Raw genomic sequence first — 20242 nt, 5'->3', positions numbered from 1 at the left:
ATTATTCTATCGGACAGTCTCTTTGTAACCTATCAATATTCCAGCCTAAGTACGGTAAAAGCATTACAAGAGATTTTTCAGAGCAACCTTCAATAGGGTTATTTTCCAGATAAACTTTTGGATTAGCGGTAAAGTTTTTTATAATTCCTCCTAGTTGACTAATTTGATTATCTGGCAAATAAAGTATTTCTAAAGAATCCAAATCAGCCAGTACTGAAAAATCGGAAATCGAATTACTTGCTAACCAAAGTAGAGATAAGTTAGTTAATTCTGTTAACGGGGTTAAATCACTAATTTCATTTTGTGATAAACCAAGATGAACTAAGTTAGTTAAACCAACTAGCGGTGTTAAATCACTAATTTGATTATTTATTAAATTTAAAACTTTTAAATTGATTAACCCTGCCAGCGGTGATAAATCACTAACATTTCCTTGAGGGCTACCAGAACGAATATATCGTGCATATGCTAGCATTTTTGAACCATCATTAATGGTCAGGTTTGTTAAAGATGTTAAATTTGCAAGCGGTGTTAAAGAGTTAATGTCTACAGCGTTAAAGTTTAAGTATTCTAAACGAGTTAATTCACTCAAAAAATTAAAAGTATCTACTGGTGCGTTATCTATGTATTCAAGGCTAAGCTCTTTTAATTCGCCTAAATTAGCGATTGGAGAAAAGTATTGTTCATCAATGTCGCCATTTACTGAAATTCCTAGCCCTTTTAAATTGTGCATATTTTCTAGAAAAGCTAAGTTTTCAAAAGACAATGTATCCGAATCACTATAAAGCGATAAAGACTCAAGTTTTGGGTAATTCGGTACATAACCATCTTTAATCTTTGCACCATTGATAAACAACGAAATTAAATTATTAGCCTGAGGTAAAGTTATTTCTTCATCTGGATAGATAAATGAATTTAAATTCAAGCTTAAATGTTCTAGTACAGGGTAGTTAGGAATAACCCCACTTTTAATTTTTATGTTGGTTATTTTTAAAGATTTTAATTTATTTGATTGGGGTAATACGAGTTCTTCAACTAAAGCAGGGGTTGAATCAATCCTAAGTTCTTCAATACTTGAATAAAGTGAAAAATCATAGCTATCAAATCCCATCTCATGGTCAAATCCACTTATCACCAAATGAATAATATTCATTGATTGTTTAGGTAACTTTACTACTCTTTCCTGCTCTGATGAAGAAATTGGCTCAATATATAATGAAGTTAACGTATTTAATGCACTAAAATCTAGTGTATCACTGGATACATCTCTTAGATCAAGTGATTCAAGGTTAGTCAGCTCTTCTAAATCATCCCCTAAATTCCAATAAACACCTTGCAAGATTAATCGCTGTAATCCCGTTTGCTTAGATATAAAAGCTCTAATATCATCTACATTGGTTTGTGGAATATCCCATAAGTTTATTTCAAAGGATTTTAAAGAATAATCTATGATAGTAGATAGATTATATCCCGCGTCATTATTTCCTTCTGTTAATACTAAGTGTTTTAATGTATCAGGTGGCTGAAAACGTTCAGACAAGCCCCTAGTCTTAAAAAACTCAAGTGAATCAGGTAAATTACTATATGTGGTAGGAGTGTCGAAGGAGTATATATTACTCGGCTTAAATACTAGATTTTTGAGGTTTACTAGTTTGCTTAAATCTACATTCACCACGTCACTATAATCATCATTATCTATATAGACCAAAACACCATCTAAAACTAAAGTATTTAACTTGGTTAATTGACTTATAGGTGAATAATCATAAACTTTATTATCATCACCATTGTACAGTAACTCAAAGTGACTGAGTTTAGGTAGTGAGGTTAATGGCGATAAATCGATTATGTACTTACTATTTGTATCATTAATATTTGGTAATCTTTGTGGGCGCTCAGTTAAATCAACACTCCATTTTTCTTTATAGCCATTCAGCTGATTATAACCAGAACCAATAATAAAAGTTTCTAAATTATACAAATTTCCAATACCCATTAACGAAGCGATCTGCCTGCCAGAACAATTTAAATGCTTTACTTGATCAACAGATGTCCATCCTTCATTCTTAGCTGTTTCAGTAATACAGGTATTCAAACGCTCGTCTGCCAGTACAGGTATGGGATCTACTGAAAGCTCTGGCGTAATAGGTGATATTGGAGGAGCCGTTGATACTGGCGTTGAACCACCACCACATGCAGTGATAAATATTGAGAACAAAAAAATAAAATATAGACGAGGAAACTTTTCTATCAGCAGCATTTGTTTAAATTCCTTTTAAAGTGATTTATAAATAGTAGGGGGTTAGATAATAATAAAGCCCACATAATAGTGGGCTTTAATTTAAAAAAGTTATTAATTAAGAGTAATTATTTCTTTTTCTTTACAGCTTTTGCATTAGGTAAATCTGTGATTGAACCTTCAAAGATTTCAGCCGCTAAACCAATTGATTCGTTTAACGTTGGGTGAGCATGAATAGTTAAACCAACATCTTCAGCATCAGCGCCCATTTCAACCGCTAAACAAACTTCACCTAGCATTTCGCCAGCGTTAATACCTACAATAGCACCACCAAGAACACGACCTGTTTCTTTTTCAAAGATCATCTTAGTTTTACCTTCAGTACGTGCAGAAGCTATTGCACGACCAGAAGCGGCCCAAGGAAAGTTAGCCACTTCAATGTTTAAACCTTGTTCTTTAGCTTCACGCTCAGTAACGCCAACCCAAGCCATTTCTGGGTCAGTATAAGCGATTGAAGGGATACAACGAGGTTCGAACGTGTGTTTTTTACCTGATATAACTTCAGCTGCACAATGTGCTTCATGAACAGCTTTGTGAGCAAGCATAGGTTGACCAACTACGTCACCAATTGCGAAGATGTGATTTACGTTAGTACGTAATTCGTTAGTTACATTGATAAAACCACGCTCATCAACATTTACACCAGCTTTATCAGCATCAACTAAGTGGCCATTTGGCTTACGGCCAACAGCAACTAAAATTTTGTCGTAACGAACCTGACCTTCAGGAGCGTTCTTACCTTCAAATGTTACATATAAGCCATCGTCTTTCGCATCAACTGCAACAACTTTAGTAGACAACATAATGTTGAATTTAGCTTTGTTGTAGTTAGTGTAAATTTTAACGATGTCTTTATCAGCAGCAGGTACAAGTTGGTCTGCAAATTCAACTACAGAAACGTTAGAACCTAACGCTTTATATACTGTACCCATTTCTAAACCGATAATACCACCACCTAATACTAACAACTCTTCTGGCACATCTTTAAGTTCTAAAGCGCCTGTAGAATCGATAACACGAGGATCTTCTGTCGGTATAAAAGGTAAGTCAACCACTGAAGAACCCGCAGCAATAATTGCATTGTCGAATGTAATTGTTGTTACTTTGCCGTCAGAGCCTTCAACAGCGATAGTTTTATCACTTGTAAATTTACCGTAACCGTAAACAGTATTTACTTTACGTGCTTTAGCCATTCCGCCTAAACCACCTGTTAATTGGCCGATTACGCTTTCTTTCCAACCGCGAATTTTATCTAAATCAATTTCTGGTTTGCCAAAAGTTACACCGTGAGATGCCATTGCTGCAGCATCATCAATAACTTTAGCTACGTGTAATAATGCTTTTGATGGAATACAACCAACATTCAAACAAACACCGCCAAGTGTTTCACGACTTTCAACTAATACTACATCTAAACCTAAATCGGCAGCGCGGAATGCTGCTGAATAACCACCAGGGCCTGCTCCTAAAACTACTACTTGAGTTTTAATTTCGTTGCTCATGCTAACCTCAATTTACGTATGAATATTCATTGTGCTAATTAATAAACAAGCACAATCAAGAATGTTTTTTATTATTCTGGCAAGAAGTCTACTTAAACTTGACCAAAATCTCTATCTTTTATACTGATAATGTCGGCAACATAAAAACTTTCAGTGGGTATTACTGTTAAGTTATGTTGCCGAACCAAATCAACAATAGAGTGTATTACTTATAAAACAAGCTTTCTAATGTCTGACATTACACCTGCTAAATGCACAGTGAATCTTGCAGCAAGAGCACCGTCAATTACGCGATGGTCATAAGACATAGACAATGGCAACATTAACTTAGGCTCAAAGTCTTTTCCGTTCCACTTAGGTTTCATTTCTGATTTAGAAACACCTAAAATAGCGACTTCTGGTGCATTAACAATTGGAGTAAATGCTGTACCGCCAATACCACCTAAACTAGAAATAGTAAAACAACCGCCCTGCATGTCTGCTGCTTTAAGTTTACCTTCACGTGCTTTAACACTGATTTCTAAAAGCTCACGAGATAATTCGTAAATACCTTTTTTATCAACATCACGAACAACAGGAACTACCAATCCGTTTGGCGTATCTACAGCAACACCAATGTGGATGTATTTCTTAAGAATTAAGCTTTCGCCATCTTCACTTAAGCTAGAGTTAAATGTTGGGTAGGCACGTAAAGCATCTGCTGCCGCTTTTAAAATAAACACAAGTGGTGTAATTTTAAAACCAAGCTTTTGCTTTTCACAAACAACATTTTGTTCTTTGCGGAATGCTTCAACATTTGTAATATCAGCTTCATCAAATTGAGTAACATGCGGAATGGTTACCCAGTTACGATGTAAGAATGGTCCAGAAATTTTCTGAATACGTGTTAAGGCTTTTGTTTCAATTTCACCAAATTTAGAGAAATCAATAGTTTTAGCACTAACAACTTGTAAACCACCTTCACCACTTGCAACAGAGCTACCAGCATTCGCTTTAGGACGAGACAATTCATATTTAACATACGATTGAACATCTTCTTTAAGAATGCGCCCTTTACGACCAGTCCCTTTAACTAATGTTAAATCAACACCAAATTCACGAGCAACACGGCGAATTGAAGGTGACGTATAAATTGCCCCTGTCGCTTTATATGTGCCAGCTTGAGGATGATGTGGAACAGGTGCTGACTTAGTAGCAGCAGGAGCTTCAACAGGCGCTTGAACTACAGCACTTGTTACTGCAGGAGCTTCAGCTGGTGAGGCTTCAGCTGAAGCAATTGGTGCTCCACTGCTAGTTTCTAGCTTGATAACTAAAGAGCCTTTTTTAACCTTACCGCCAACAGCAACTAAAACTTCTTTAACCGTACCTGCATGTGATGAAGGTACGTCCATTGTTGCTTTATCTGTTTCTAATGTAATTAAGCCATCTTCTTCATTGATTTCATCCCCAACAGCAACAAGTACATCAATAATGTCTACTTCACCATCTTCACCAATATCTGGCACAACAATATCAATAATTGCGCTTTCAGTGGCAACCGGTGCAGCAGCTTGTGCTACTGGAGCCGATGCAACAGGCGCTGCTTCAGCTACAGGTGCAGTTTCAGCAACAACAGAACCACCAGAAGTTTCTAGTTTAATAACAAGCGTACCTTGTTTAACTTTGTCGCCATTGGAAATGTAAACTTCTTTAACTGTACCCGCATGTGTTGACGGTACGTCCATTGTTGCTTTATCAGTTTCTAAAGTAATTAAACCATCTTCAGCTTCAATTACATCGCCAACAGCGACAAGTACGTCAATAACATCAACTTCACCATCTTCACCAATATCAGGTACGGCTACATCAATAACTTCACTTGCGCTTGAAGCAACAGGAGCTTCAGCCGAAGCCTCTGCACCTGACGCTTTTAATTCACCAATTACATCGCCTTCTTTAATTTTGTCGCCAACTGATACTGAAAGACTTGATAGTACTCCAGCAAAAGGTGCTGGAATATCCATTGAAGCTTTATCAGTTTCAACCGTTACAATACCTTCATCAGCTTCTAATGTGTCGCCAACAGCAACACAAATCTCGATAATTTCAACTTCTTCGCCACCAACATCAGGGACTAGAATTTTTTGAATATCAGACATATCTTTGATTCCTTCTCTAGTCTAAATTAAGCGTAAAGTGGGTTAAGTTTATCTGTGTTAATGTTAAAGCGTTTAATCGCTTCAGTAACAACACTCTTCTCAACTTCACCACGGTTAGCTAATTCATATAATGAAGCAACAACAACATAACCAGCATTCACTTCAAAGTGAGTACGTAAGTTAGCACGGCTGTCTGAACGACCAAAACCATCAGTACCTAAACAGCGGTAATCTGTATCGATAAAGGCACGAATTTGATCTGAATATGATTTAACATAATCGGTTGCAGCAATAGCAGGACCTGCGGCTTTAGTGATTACAGTACCAATGTGAGCAGTTTTTTGTACTGCTTCAGGGTTAAGCATATTCCAACGTGTAACTTCTTGACCTTCACGAGCTAATTCGTTGAAAGATGTCACTGAATACACATCACTCGAAACGTTATAGTCTTTAGCAAGAATTTGAGCAGCTTCACGCACTTGTAATAAAATAGTACCCGAACCTAATAATTGAACGTTTGCGGCAGATTTTTTAGCAGCAACGGTTTCTAATTTATAAATACCTTTAATGATATCTTTTGCAACTTGCTCGCCCTCAGCACCTTCAGGCATTGCTGGATGTTGATAGTTTTCATTCATTAATGTCATGTAGTAGAAAACATTCTCGTTTTCACCATACATGCGACGTAAACCGTCTTGAACAATAACAGCAACTTCATAACCGTATGTTGGATCGTAAGTAACACAGTTAGGAATCAAGTTAGCTTGAACATGTGAATGTCCATCTTGATGCTGTAGACCTTCACCGTTAAGGGTTGTACGACCAGCAGTAGCACCTAATAAGAAACCACGTGCTTGGCTATCGCCAGCTGCCCATGCTAAATCACCAACACGTTGGAAACCAAACATTGAGTAGTAGATATAAAACGGAATAGTTGTCGCGTTACAAGTAGAGTAAGACGTACCAGAAGCAACCCAAGATGCCATAGCACCTAGTTCGTTGATACCTTCTTGTAATACTTGGCCTTTCTTGTCTTCACGGTAATAAGCAACTTGATCAGCATCTTGAGGAACATATTTTTGTCCTTCATTTGCGTAAATACCCACTTGGCGGAATAAACCTTCCATACCGAAAGTACGTGCTTCATCAGGTATAATTGGAACAACGCGCTTACCAATCTTCTTATCTTTTAAAACAGCATTTAATACGCGAACAAACGTCATTGTTGATGAAACTTCACGTTCACCAGAACCTTTTAAAATAGCGTCGAATATTTTCAATCCAGGCATTTCTAATTGTTCTTCAGCTTGTTCACGACGTGCAGGTAATGAACCACCTAAGGCTTCACGACGCGCTTTCATGTACAAGTATTCAGGGCTATCTTCTGGGAATTTGTAGAATGGTAAATCTTCAATTTGATCATCAGCGATAGGCATATTGAAACGATCGCGATATCTCTTAATAGATTCAACATCCATTTTCTTAACGTTATGTGCAACGTTTTGCGCTTCACCTGATGCACCTAAACCAAAACCTTTAACAGTTTTAGCAAGAATAACAGTGGGACGACCTTTAGTTTCCATTGCTTTTTTGTAAGCTGCGTAAACTTTAACAGGATCATGTCCACCACGGTTTAAGCGGTAAATATCAGCATCAGACATATTAGCTACTAATGCTGCTGTTTCTGGGTATTTATTGAAGAAGTTTTCGCGAGTGTACTTACCACCTTTCGCTTTACAGTTTTGGTATTCACCATCTACTGTTTCACTCATCAATTGTAAAAGTTTACCTGAAGTATCACGGGCGATTAATGCATCCCAGTATGAACCCCAAATAACTTTAACAACTTCCCAACCTGCGCCACGGAATGTACCTTCAAGTTCTTGAATGATTTTTCCGTTACCGCGTACTGGTCCGTCTAAACGCTGTAAATTACAGTTGATAACGAAACATAAGTTATCTAAACCTTCACGAGACGCTAAACCAATAGCACCTAATGATTCTGGCTCATCAGTTTCACCGTCACCTAAGTAACAATAAACACGTTGGCCTGAACAATCTTTAATTCCACGATCAGTAAGATATTTTAAGAAACGTGCAGTATAGATAGCTTGTAATGGACCTAAGCCCATAGAAACTGTAGGGAACTGCCAGAAATCTTTCATCAAATGAGGATGAGGGTAAGATGATAAACCTTCGCCATCACATTCTTGACGGAAGTTATTCATTTGTTTCTCAGTTAAACGACCTTCTAAAAATGCACGGCTGTATATACCTGGAGAAATATGACCTTGAGCAAAAATAAAATCGCCACCGTCTTTTTCTGAAGCGGCTTTAAAAAAGTGGTTAAAACCTACATCGTAAAGTGTTGCTGAAGAAGCAAAACTACCGATATGACCACCTAAGTCTAAATCTTTCTTTGAAGCACGTAATACCAGTACTAAAGCATTCCAACGAATTGCTGCACGAATACGCGACTCAATGGTTTGGTCTGCAGGCATATGAGGCTCTTGGCCTGGAGGAATAGTGTTTACGTATGCTGTTTTAGCATCAAATGGTAAATGTGTACCGCTACGGCGTGCACTATCAATTAATTTTTCTAATAGAAAATGAGCACGCTCTGGCCCTTCATTTTCTAAAACAGACTCCATTGATTCTAACCATTCTTGCGTTTCTGACGAATCAATATCAATTTTCGGGAGCTCAGACATAATTACTTTGTCTCCAAATGTTATTAAAGCCACTTTATAATGTGGCTTTGGGATTAAAGTTAAATATTAAAATTTACTTAAAAATTACCTAAACAATTAAAGGTAGTTAACCTTTAATAATAATGTATAGATGTTACATCTATATTTTGCGTTGCATTCGTCTCATTGAACGTTCAACCCGACTATTTTCCTGTGTCAGTTTCAATAAAACTTCTTCAATAAACGCTAAATGGCTATGACTAGCTCCCCAAGCACGTTGGGGCTTTCCACTCATAATAGCCTCTAACAAGTTTTTTCGGTAATCCGTTATCTGAGAAAAAACATCTGGCCGCTTAGCCATCATTGTTAAATTCTGTTCTATATTATCAACCAGCAAAGCTCTCATGCTTCTAGCTAAATGCAAAATAATTGCATTATGAGAAGCTGCACAAATTGCCATATAAAAATCAAATACTGCGTTAGCTTCAAGATAGTAACTATCTTCTAGCTGAATATTGCCAATATTGTCATGCTTTCTTTGAATTTCATCAAAATCAGCTTGTGTTCCACGCATTGCAGCATAATATGCAGCCATTCCCTCTATACCATGCCTAAACTCTAACAAATCAAATTGCGACTCATTACTTTGTGACATTAGCTCAAACAATGGGTCTGACAAGCCAGACAAAATAGTATGACTAACAAAGGTTCCGCCCCCTTGTTTTCTTGTAACTAATTTTTTTGCCTCTAGCTTTTGTATCGCCTCTCTTAATGAAGGACGCGATACATCAAATTGCTTAGCGAGTTCACGTTCAGGTAACAACTTCTCACCAGGCTGTAAACTTCCTTCAAGGATCATTGTTTCCAATTGCTCTTGAATAACATCTGATAACTTCGGCTGCTTAACTGCTTTTTTTACGCTGCCAAACGACATTTTTCATTACCCCTACAACCTAAACAAACTTCAAATCAAGCTTGGTAAATTGGTATTACCAATAGAATTTTGTTGTAAAAATAACAAAACCTTGAAGTTTTGTAAACGTAACATAGTTTAATTTATCTCATTTTCCAAGGAAAACTTTAGAGTCAAAACTTAAAACGCTTGTTTAAAATCAATCAACTTTATTAAACAAAAATAAATATAACAACAACTTATGAAGCATAAGTATCTATAAGCTTTATAAACTTAATAGATATTTTATTCTGCTTTAATTATCAAGGATGGATAGCAAATGTAATAAAACAACAACCACTAAAGCACTCCCGTTAATATTAAAATAGAAATAAAAGCTAAACATAATAACAAGGTTCTTTTGGCTAGCCTCACTAAAGTACAAGGCTCAGCTGTACAATCTTGAGAATCAACCATAAAGTCTTCAGATTTTTGAGCTACTGAAACTAATACTTCATACGATGGCATTTTAAGATCAAACAAATTTCCTAACCATATAGGTATCGCTTTAGAAAAGTGCCCTACTAACATATAACCTAAGGCGATTATTCTTACGGGTAGCCAATCAATAATAAAAAGTAATTGATTAGATACACACACGTTGGGTTCTTCTTGCTCATCATTTACGGTAACGCAACGCTCATTTATGCTCGTTAATAGTCGATAGAACAAAGCGCCTGGTGCTCCAAAAATAACAAAAAAGAGCATTATGGCTATAAAGTATCGATAATTTAGCCAAACCAAAGCTTGTCCAAAGCCCATTTCTGGTAACTGTTTATTTTGTAGTAACTCTTTATGAATAAGATCACACGTTGTTGTTTCACCACGAAAAGCAGCCACCAAATAACGCTTATATATAGAACGAGTATCTAAACAACCAAAACAAATAATTAAAATAGCGGTTGAAGCGATTAAATATAAAAAATCATTATTCAATTGATCTAATGCTATATAACAAAGCACAGTAGGTACCAATAAAAACAACAATAAAGCAATGGGAGACTTATCTTTTGAATCAGCCCCTGTTTCATTTAAAGCAAGTTTGCTGTAGCGCTTATAATAGGTATTAAATTGCCACCACTTGTTTGATAAGTAGCGTTCAGACAACAACGCAATTAATAAACTGATTAAACTCATACAATCAACCTTTTTTGTTAATTAACTATTTTTATAATTTAAATAGAATGGGGATTAATTGGCATCACTATACACTTTTAAACAACGAAAAAAATGCTTCCAATTAAATGCTTCGCCTGGATCTGTTTTTCTGTCTGGTGCTATTTGATTGTGCCCAGCTATATTATCATTAATTTCAGGGTATTCTTGTTGAATTGAAAAACACGCTAATGCTAGTGTTTGATATTGTTGCTCAGTATAAATAATATCATCTGCACCTTCTAGCTCAATTCCAATAGAATAGTCATTACACTTTTCTCTTCCTTTATAAGAAGAAATTCCTGCATGCCATGCCTTATCTAAAAAAGAAACGTATTGTACTAAACTCCCGTCTCTTTTAATTAAACAATGAGCAGAAACTTTCATTTCATAAATAGTTTCAAAATAAGGATGAGCATTTTTATCTAATTTACCAAGAAAAAAATCCGTTATGTAATCTCCACCAAACTGATTAGGCGGTAAAGAAATATTATGCACTACCAACAAGCTTACAGCACAGTTATCTTCTCTCGGAGTAAAGTGTGGAGAAGGAAAATGATTGATACCATTAACCTCACGGTTAAACCATCCATTATCTATAATAATCTTTTTATCTCTTTTATTAAGAAAAGATCCTTCATTTAATTGGCTAACCGAATCATTAGTCATACAATATCTGTCTCTATGTAAAATATACTAAAACAATATTGAGTATTATGACTGAAGAAGATACAACAAACAAAATAGGAAAATATTTTGGTTGGATTGCATGGGTAATAGCCATTGGTTTACTTGTGTTTTTATTTCAAGAAATACTCGAAAAGCAACAAAATCCGAATAGTTCACCCGACAGTTATTTATTAGATAATGGCTTAAACGAAGTTCATCTTAAAAGAAATAAACAAGGACATTACTTAACAGTAGGTAAAATAAATCAACAATCTGTTATTTTTTTACTTGATACGGGAGCAACTGACGTCTCTATTCCTGAACATATAGCAGAAAAATTAAACTTACCACGTTATAATAGCTATCAAGTATCTACGGCTAATGGTAATACGCAAGTGTACCGTTCAAAAATTAACGAGTTAAATATTGGTGATATTAGCTTATATAATGTAGAAGCTAATATTAACCCTTCATTTAACAGTGATGAAATCCTTTTAGGCATGAGCGCATTAAAACAGCTAGAACTTCATCAAAGTGGCAAAACACTAATATTACGAGAACAAAAATAAATGCAAGCATCTCAATTATCAACAAACATAACCCCACAACTTCTAAACGACATTAAAGAAACGATCGCCTTTGCTCTTAAAGAAGACTTAAATAATGGCACAGACATTACCGCTGAATTAATTCCAGAAACTGATACAGCACATGCGACTGTGATCACACGAGAAGAATGTATATTTTGTGGTGTTGCATGGGTAAACGAAGTCTTTAAACAATTAGATGCTCTTGTTTCTCAACAATTAGCTAAAAGCCAGTCAAACCTAACATTTATACCTACGACAATTACATGGTTTGTAAATGACGGACAACACGTATCAGCCAATACCACCTTATTTGAGTTATCAGGTTATGCTCGTACATTATTAACAGGTGAACGTACCGCTTTAAACTTTGTACAAACCCTATCAGGTACAGCAACTATCACAAGTGAATACGTAAAAGCATTAAAAAATACCAGTACTAAATTATTAGATACACGTAAAACTATACCTGGATTACGTAATGCTCAAAAATATGCGGTTACTTGTGGTGGTGGCTACAACCATCGTATTGGTTTATTCGATGCCTTCTTAATAAAAGAAAACCACGTAGCGGCTTGTGGCGGGATCACTCAAGCAATTAATAGAGCACAGCAAAACCACCCTGATAAAAAGGTAGAAGTAGAAGTAGAATCAATAAACGAGTTAAATCAAGCACTAGCCGCACAAGCCGATATTATTATGTTAGACAACTTCAGCCATGCCATGATTGAAGAAGCTGTTGTATTACGTAACCAAGCAGCGAAAAACTCAGTATTAAACACTTCAGGAATAGAAACGCCGAAAACTAAAAGGGAAGCAAAAAGAACACTATTAGAAGTATCAGGCAACATGACACTTAGCACACTGACTGATTACGCAAAATCAGGAATCGACTTCATCTCGGTAGGAGCACTCACTAAACAAGTTAATGCAATAGATTTATCAATGCGATTTTCATAATTGTATTCACTGACTATTATTGAATTAAGTAAGAGATAAAAACAAACAAAAGTAACATTCAGATACAGTTTTGTTTAATTATTAAACAAAAAACAAGAATTCTTGTATACAATATAATTGTATTTAGCATAAATTACCGAGATAAGTTGTTAAATTAAAGTAGCTTTTTTAAAAAAATGTAAAAAAATTGCTAAATTAAAACAAAAAACAAAAAAAATGCAAAAAAATGAATAAGAATGTTTTACATCTGTAAAAATTTGTCGCAGTATATGCTCAACAACCCCGTAAAATAAATGGAAACTTTTACTATGAAAACTTTAAATAAAATTAATAACGTAAACAAAGCAAAGGGTTTTACTCTTATTGAATTGATGATCGTTGTAGCGATTATCGGTATTTTGGCAGCAGTTGCATTGCCTGCTTATAAAACTTACTCAGATAGGGCTAAGTTCTCTGAGGCGGTATTAGCAACATCTATCTATAAAGGTGCTGCTGACTTGGCGGTTCAAACAAAAGGAATTACTGCTGTAGCTGACTTAGATGCAGGCACTAATGGTATTCCTGCAGCTGATGATCCTGGAGCACTTTCAGGACAATATGTTACTGCTGCTACCATGACTGATGGTGTAATAACTATTACTACAAACTTAGGTACTACTGCAGATTATCAATTAGAAGCTACTATAACAGCAGCTGGCGGTACTACTTGGGCAGTTAAATCAACATCTACTTGTTTAGCACAGGGTCTTTGCTAATATATAATTTATAAACTTAAAGCTCCTCTCCGGAGCTTTTTTTATATCTTTAATATATTTCACTATTAAATTCAAACCTATCCTTTGTTTTCTACATCAAAAATAAGTACACTCAGTATATTACTCATTGATGTACATAAAGGCATATGAAAGGTAGTCATAAACAATCCAGTTTACTTTCCGCATTATCAAAATTCGATATTGTTCCTCCTAATATGGTTGAAAGTATTAACACTGATTTTGAAAAACAAAATAAACCTTTTATTCGTTTTCTAGTTGAAGATAAGCAATACGACGCTAAAAGTATAGCCAGTATACTTTCTCGTACCTTTGGTTACCCTTTAATAGACCTTAAAACCTTTGACACTACTTTAGTTCCAGAAGGTGTACGTAATGAAAACCTCATCAAAAAACACAATGCTTTGCCTTTATTTTTACGTGGTAAAGTATTATTTATTGCGATGTCTGACCCCACTAACTTAGATGCTTTAGAAGAAATTCAATTTAATACGGGTTATACCACAGAGCTTGTTTTAACAGACGAAATCACCTTACATGAATGTATAGATAAAGTTTTAGAAGATGAAAGCGACAGCTTAGATATATCAGACATTGATGCTGAAGAACTAGCTAATATGGACGTGCAAGATGATGCCGAAGATGCACCTGTAACCAACGATAAAGAAGATGCGCCTATCGTTGTTTATATTAATAAAATATTATTAGATGCGATTAAAAAAGGCGCTTCAGATTTACATTTTGAACCTTACGAAAAGTCTTACAGAATTCGTTTTCGTATTGATGGTATTTTGTCAGAAGTTTCTCGCCCTAGTATTAAACTCGCGTCTCGTATGGCTGCACGCTTAAAAGTTATGTCGAAATTAGATATTGCTGAGCGTCGAGTACCACAAGATGGCCGTATCAAAATAGCCTTATCTAAGAAAAAGTCTATCGATTTCCGTGTAAGTACTCTTCCTACTATGTGGGGAGAAAAAATAGTAATGCGTATTTTAGACTCTTCAAGCGCTATGTTAGGCATTGAAATGCTCGGCTATGAAGATGAGCAAAAGAAAATATATATGGATGCGCTGGGCCAACCACAAGGTATGATTTTAGTTACAGGGCCTACCGGTTCAGGTAAAACAGTTTCTCTTTATACCGGCTTAAATATATTGAATACCCCAGAGCGTAATATTTCCACAGCAGAAGATCCAGTAGAGATAAATTTAGAAGGTATTAACCAAGTACAAATTAACGTTAGAGCGGGCTTAACCTTTCCTGGAGCTTTACGATCTTTTTTACGTCAAGATCCCGATATTGTTATGGTGGGCGAGATCCGTGATTTAGAGACGGCTGAAATTGCAATAAAAGCAGCACAAACAGGGCATTTGGTATTATCAACATTACATACCAACTCAGCTGCAGAAACATTAAACCGTTTATTAAACATGGGCGTTCCTGCCTATAACGTTGCCAGTTCTGTCAGTATTATTATTGCCCAACGATTAGCTCGACGATTATGTACACAATGTAAAGTAGAAGAACGTATACCAGAAAATGAACTACTACAACAAGGTTTTTTACCCGATCAACTCCCTAAGGTAAAAATATACAAAGCTGTAGGGTGTGAGCATTGTACAGGTGGTTATAAAGGCCGAGTTGGCATATATGAAGTCATTAAAATCACAGAAAGTATTGCAACTATTATTATGGAAGGTGGCAACTCTTTAGAAGTGGCAGAGCAATGTCAAAAAGAAGGCTTTAATAACCTACGGCAGTCAGGCTTAGTAAAAGCCATGAATGGCATAACCAGTTTAGAAGAAATAAATCGAGTCACAAGCTCTTAAAAAAGCAATAGAATAAATAACAAATATAAAAACAGTTTTAACATAAAAATAATTAGGTAATTTTACATGGCAGTATCAAACACCAAACAAGCTAAAATGGTTACCCCAAAAGCCTTAGATGTATTTATTTGGCAAGGAGTTAATCGCAAAGGGAAAAAAATATCTGGCGAATTATCCGCCCCCAGTTTAATGGCATTAAAAGCTCAATTACGCAAACAAGGTATTACTCCTGGTAGAGTTAAGAAAAAACCTAAGCCTTTGTTTGGCATGAGTGGTGAAAAAGCTATTACGCAAGGAGATATTGCTGCTATAACCCGACAAATTGCCACTATGTTAGGTGCAGGCGTACCTTTAGTTCAAACCATTGAAATGATCGGTACTGGCCATAGCAATGCAAAAATGCAAAAACTTTTAGCGGATATTGGCAACAAATTACAATCAGGTTTACCCTTATCTGATTGTTTACGCGAACACCCATTATATTTTGATGGTTTATATTGTGATTTAGTTAATTCAGGTGAACAATCAGGTGCGTTAGAAGCTATTTACGATCGCATAGCAACTTACAAAGAAAAAGCTGAAATTTTAAAAGCTAAAATTAAAAAGGCCATGACCTATCCTATTGCTGTTTTAGTAATAGCGGCAGTTGTTACATCAATTTTACTTATTTTTGTTGTACCAGTGTTTCAGGAAATTTTTGCAAGTTTCGGGGCTGAGTTACCTGCCTTTACCTTATTTGTTGTTGGTATATCAGAATTTATGCAAGCCTATTGGTACATTGGCTTGGGGGCTTTATTTTTAGCGGGTTTCTTATTTAAACGTGCCCATAGAAACAGTCAAAAGTTAAGAGATAGTGTTGATAAAAAAATACTTAAACTACCTGTAATAGGTGACATGTTAAAAAAAGCCGCTGTTGCCCGTTATGCACGTACTTTATCGACTACTTTTGCTGCAGGTGTGCCTTTACCAGACGCGCTTCAATCAGCAGCTGGAGCTTCAGGTAATGCAGTGTTTCGTGATGCAATTTTAGATATTCGTTCTGAAGTTACTTCAGGTATGCAAATGAATTTAGCCATGCGTAACTGTAGTATATTCCCTGATTTAGTTATTCAAATGGTGGCGATTGGCGAAGAGTCTGGCGCTGTTGATGATATGCTATCGAAAGTAGCCACTGTATATGAACGTGAAGTGGATGATGCAGTAGATAACTTAACCGCATTATTAGAGCCTATGATTATGGCTGTATTAGGTGTGGTTATTGGTGGCTTAATTATTGCGATGTACTTGCCTATTTTCCAAATAGGTATGGTTGTTTAATTTTAAATTATTAGCAATAACTTACATATACCCATAATTTTTATTTTAAGCCATTCTTTTGAATGGCTTAATTTTTTAGAAGAATACTTTAGAACAATATTTTTAATTTGAGGTTATTAATGTTTACGGATTTAATTTTTGCTTTTGAAAATAACTTAATGATTTTTTATGCGGTTGTTGCTTTATTTTCATTGTTAATTGGTAGCTTCCTCAATGTGGTTATCTATCGTTTGCCTAAAATCATGGAGCAAGGATGGTATAAAGAGTGTCGAGAATTTTTAGCAGATGAGTTACCTAAAACAAAAGAAAATAAGTCAGATACAAAAGAAACAGCGATAGAAGAAATAACGCTGTCTAAGCCCAATTCAACCTGCCCTAACTGTGGTCATTTAATTCGTTTTTACGAGAATATTCCCGTAATAAGTTGGTTACTTTTAAAGGGAAAGTGTAGCCAATGTAAAAATAAAATATCTGCTCGATATCCCATTATTGAGTTGGTAACTGCATTTTTAGGTACGGTTATCGCTGTTCATTATGGCGTTACCAGTACCGCATTATTCATTATTTTATTAACTTATGCGTTAATTTGTTTAACCATGATAGATTTTGATCACATGTTACTACCTGATCAAATTACCCTACCTTTTCTCTGGTTAGGTATACTCGTAAATATCAATGGTGCAATTGTGCCATTACAGGATGCTGTGCTTGGTGCTGTTGCCGGTTATATGAGTCTATACTGTGTATTTTGGCTGTTTAAACTATTAACAGGTAAGGAAGGTATGGGTTATGGCGATTTTAAACTAGTGGCTTTATTTGGTGCTTGGCTCGGCTGGCAATTACTTCCTTTATTGATATTAATGGCTTCAGCTGTTGGCGCTATTATCGGCATTAGTTTAATGGTATTTAAAAACCATCAACGCGAACAAGCTATCCCGTTTGGCCCCTATTTAGCCATTGCAGGCTGGATTACCATGATATGGGGAAATAGTATTTGGGGCTGGTATTTAAGTAGGCTTGTATAGGTAAATATTTTCCAATATATAAAGATTTAAACTATGAAAAAATTTGTTGTTGGCTTAACGGGCGGTATAGGTAGCGGAAAAACCACTATCGCTAATATGTTTAATGAGTTAGGTGTTGAACTAATTGATGCAGACATAATAGCACGTGAAGTAGTAGAACCTAATACACCTGCGTTAGCAAAAATAAAGGAGTATTTTGGTGTCGACTTCATATTACCTGACGGCTCTTTAGACAGAACAAAATTACGCCATAAGATCTTTAGCTCTGAAAATGATAAACAATGGCTTAATAGTTTATTACACCCTCTTATTCGTGAATCTATATTAACTAAGATTACAGAAACTAAAGGTGAATACTGTATTTTAGTAGCTCCCTTATTATTAGAGAACAAACTCACTCAATACGTAAATCGTACTTTGGTTATTGATGTGAATGAATCAACACAAATAGAAAGAACCATAAAACGCGATAATAGCAATAAAATTACAATTGAAAAAATTATAGCCAGCCAAATTTCTCGTAATGAAAGACTAGAGCTGGCTGACGATATAATTGATAATTCCAATACTGATTTAAACTCAGTTCACCTACAAGTTAAACACCTGCATAACTCTTATTTAAACTTAGCAAAGTTACAGTAAAGCAATAGTATTAATAGATTAAACTCGAAATAATAACTTTCTTCATCGTAAGCACCAATTAACACAGTAAAGTGTAAGATTTTATGAAATACATTAGCCATTTTAACTTTGCAGCGCTAAGATGGTGACATTCTAAGGCCTAGTTAATTGTTATGTCATTTGTATTATTTGAACACCCATTAAACGAGCGTATTCGCAATTATTTAAAACTTGAGCAATTGTTCAAGCATTTAAATATGAGCTCATCTAGTAATATAAGTTCTTCACATATTACTTATTTCAATGCACTATTTTCAATAATAGATACGCTTGAAAGAAATGATATACGTGGTGATCTCATTAAAGAACTGGAAAAGCTTGAGCAAAATTTAGTTGTTTGGTCGCAAGCACCTGATATTGATACCTCTCTTTTAGAAGATAATCTAAAACAAACAATTGCTTTACTGTGTGAATTAAAAAAAACTAAACAACAATGGTTAGATTATAGAGAAATTAAATTTCTGACGGGACTTAAACAAAGATTTGCTATGCAAGGCGGAACCTGTGTTTTTGATTTGCCTCAATTACACTTTTGGCTTAGTCGTGACGAATCGCTACTTTTTGAAGAAATGAATTCGTGGATCAACTTATTTTCGTCAATAACTCACAGTTTGTGTCTTATTTTAAAATTCATCCGATTAAGAGGTGAATTTGAATGCATAAAAACAGATAATGGTTTTTATCAAGACAATGGTGAAAATATACTTCTTCTTAGAATAAAAACACCTAATAACGCCAATTTTTATCCCACGGTAAGCGGTAACAAATTCAGGTATTCCATTCGTTTTGTGGTGCCCTGTAATGAAATGGGCAGACGCTATTTAAATCAACCAACGAACTTTGAGTTAGCAAAGTGTTAGCACTTAGCGTTATTTAATTTTATAATACTCAAGTTATTTATTTAAAGAGTTTCCTTATGCCCCTTAAAGTTTCATGCCCTACCTGTAAAGATGATGTAATTTGGCAGCCAGAAAGCACATACAGACCATTTTGTAGTAAACGTTGTCAACTCATTGATTTAGGTGAATGGGCTGATGAAGGCCATAAAATAGCTCAAAACATTGATCCTAACCAAGAAATCACTGAAGAAATGTTAGATGCTTTAGAAGATGAGTTTTTACAACATAACAAATTTTTTGTCGAACCTGAGTAATACTAAGTTAATTAACCACTTATAGAATTATCATTATTTAGATTGATCTATACTTTTTAACGCATCTAAAATCCCTTTATTTGCTTCAGGTAAATCTAAACTAAGTAATTCTTCAAAAGTAAACCATCCCTCTTGTTGCCCTTCTAATGCTTTAGGCTCATTTGAAAAGTCTTCAACAAGATAAACAATTAACGACACAGCCTTATCGCCATAATCATGATTGATGGTGATTAATGGGCAACTACTGAGCACATCAATATTGACCTCTTCTTTAAGCTCTCGATTTAATGCATATTCTGGTAATTCATTGGTTTCAACTTTCCCACCAGGGAATTCCCATTTACCACCTTGGTGTACGTGCTCTAAACGTTTTGTCATAAAATAAAGCTCATTACGTTTGATAACACCAACAGCAACTTCTACAATTTTCTTCATTTTTATTCTTCTTTTGGAATTAAAAAATATTATAAAAAAGCCAGTCTATTGACTGGCTTTAAGTTTATGTTATATAC

17 protein-coding genes are annotated in these 20242 nt (G+C 35.3%); 9 read left to right on the top strand and 8 right to left on the bottom strand.

Annotation, left to right across the window (positions count from 1 at the left end):
• Position 1: 1 nt before the first annotated feature.
• From ACM9HF_RS18130 to ampD, 7 genes are all read right to left on the bottom strand, one after another.
• A complete protein-coding gene (locus tag ACM9HF_RS18130) occupies positions 2–2260 on the bottom strand; it encodes a leucine-rich repeat domain-containing protein (protein ID WP_473612665.1) in 2259 nt (752 codons plus the stop codon).
• Between the two features lie 107 nt (positions 2261–2367).
• Positions 2368–3801, bottom strand: coding sequence for a dihydrolipoyl dehydrogenase (gene lpdA / locus ACM9HF_RS18125; RefSeq protein ID WP_473612662.1), 1434 nt, complete (start codon positions 3799–3801; stop codon positions 2368–2370).
• A gap of 209 nt (positions 3802–4010) precedes the next feature.
• On the bottom strand, positions 4011–5939 hold the full coding sequence (aceF, locus tag ACM9HF_RS18120; protein WP_473612658.1) for a pyruvate dehydrogenase complex dihydrolipoyllysine-residue acetyltransferase: 1929 nt from the start codon (positions 5937–5939) through the stop codon (positions 4011–4013).
• 26 nt (positions 5940–5965) lie between these two features.
• Complete coding sequence (aceE, locus tag ACM9HF_RS18115) at positions 5966–8650, bottom strand: pyruvate dehydrogenase (acetyl-transferring), homodimeric type (protein ID WP_473612654.1); 2685 nt, start codon at positions 8648–8650, stop codon at positions 5966–5968.
• A 139-nt stretch (positions 8651–8789) separates the two neighbouring features.
• Entirely contained in the window at positions 8790–9563 is a 774-nt protein-coding gene (gene pdhR / locus ACM9HF_RS18110; RefSeq protein WP_473612650.1) for a pyruvate dehydrogenase complex transcriptional repressor PdhR, read from the bottom strand.
• 318 nt (positions 9564–9881) lie between these two features.
• Positions 9882–10718: a beta-lactamase regulator AmpE gene (gene ampE, locus ACM9HF_RS18105; protein WP_473612646.1), complete on the bottom strand. Its 837-nt coding sequence runs from the start codon at positions 10716–10718 to the stop codon at positions 9882–9884.
• A 54-nt stretch (positions 10719–10772) separates the two neighbouring features.
• Positions 10773–11405, bottom strand: a complete 633-nt coding sequence (gene ampD, locus ACM9HF_RS18100) for a 1,6-anhydro-N-acetylmuramyl-L-alanine amidase AmpD (RefSeq protein ID WP_473612642.1) — start codon at positions 11403–11405, stop codon at positions 10773–10775.
• Positions 11406–11452: 47 nt separating this feature from the next.
• On the opposite strand from ampD, the gene ACM9HF_RS18095 reads away from it, so the two are divergent.
• From ACM9HF_RS18095 to yacG, 9 genes are all read left to right on the top strand, one after another.
• Positions 11453–11974, top strand: coding sequence for a retropepsin-like aspartic protease family protein (locus ACM9HF_RS18095; protein ID WP_473612638.1), 522 nt, complete (start codon positions 11453–11455; stop codon positions 11972–11974).
• Positions 11975–12952 carry a carboxylating nicotinate-nucleotide diphosphorylase gene (gene nadC, locus ACM9HF_RS18090; RefSeq protein ID WP_473612634.1) on the top strand — a complete coding sequence of 326 codons (978 nt, stop codon included), beginning with the start codon at positions 11975–11977 and terminating at the stop codon, positions 12950–12952.
• 308 nt (positions 12953–13260) lie between these two features.
• Positions 13261–13707: a pilin gene (locus tag ACM9HF_RS18085; protein ID WP_473612630.1), complete on the top strand. Its 447-nt coding sequence runs from the start codon at positions 13261–13263 to the stop codon at positions 13705–13707.
• A gap of 215 nt (positions 13708–13922) precedes the next feature.
• Complete coding sequence (gene pilB / locus ACM9HF_RS18080; RefSeq protein WP_473618334.1) at positions 13923–15554, top strand: type IV-A pilus assembly ATPase PilB; 1632 nt, start codon at positions 13923–13925, stop codon at positions 15552–15554.
• A gap of 66 nt (positions 15555–15620) precedes the next feature.
• Complete coding sequence (locus ACM9HF_RS18075) at positions 15621–16871, top strand: type II secretion system F family protein (RefSeq protein ID WP_473612627.1); 1251 nt, start codon at positions 15621–15623, stop codon at positions 16869–16871.
• A 119-nt stretch (positions 16872–16990) separates the two neighbouring features.
• Positions 16991–17896: a prepilin peptidase gene (locus tag ACM9HF_RS18070; RefSeq protein WP_473612623.1), complete on the top strand. Its 906-nt coding sequence runs from the start codon at positions 16991–16993 to the stop codon at positions 17894–17896.
• A 33-nt stretch (positions 17897–17929) separates the two neighbouring features.
• Positions 17930–18538 carry a dephospho-CoA kinase gene (gene coaE / locus ACM9HF_RS18065; RefSeq protein ID WP_473612619.1) on the top strand — a complete coding sequence of 203 codons (609 nt, stop codon included), beginning with the start codon at positions 17930–17932 and terminating at the stop codon, positions 18536–18538.
• A gap of 152 nt (positions 18539–18690) precedes the next feature.
• A complete protein-coding gene (zapD, locus tag ACM9HF_RS18060) occupies positions 18691–19437 on the top strand; it encodes a cell division protein ZapD (RefSeq protein ID WP_473612615.1) in 747 nt (248 codons plus the stop codon).
• Positions 19438–19493: 56 nt separating this feature from the next.
• Complete coding sequence (yacG, locus tag ACM9HF_RS18055; protein WP_473612610.1) at positions 19494–19730, top strand: DNA gyrase inhibitor YacG; 237 nt, start codon at positions 19494–19496, stop codon at positions 19728–19730.
• A 33-nt stretch (positions 19731–19763) separates the two neighbouring features.
• Here yacG and mutT read toward each other — a convergent pair whose 3' ends face one another.
• Positions 19764–20165 (bottom strand): 8-oxo-dGTP diphosphatase MutT, encoded by a 402-nt coding sequence (gene mutT, locus ACM9HF_RS18050; protein ID WP_473612607.1) that lies wholly within the window; start codon positions 20163–20165, stop codon positions 19764–19766.
• Between the last annotated feature and the right edge of the window lie 77 nt (positions 20166–20242).

This window comes from Colwellia sp. RE-S-Sl-9 (assembly GCF_048296855.1).
In the GTDB taxonomy this organism is placed as follows: Bacteria; Pseudomonadota; Gammaproteobacteria; order Enterobacterales; family Alteromonadaceae; genus Pseudocolwellia.
Note: the sequence above shows the minus strand (reverse complement) of the source record. Positions and strands in the feature narration are given on the sequence as shown.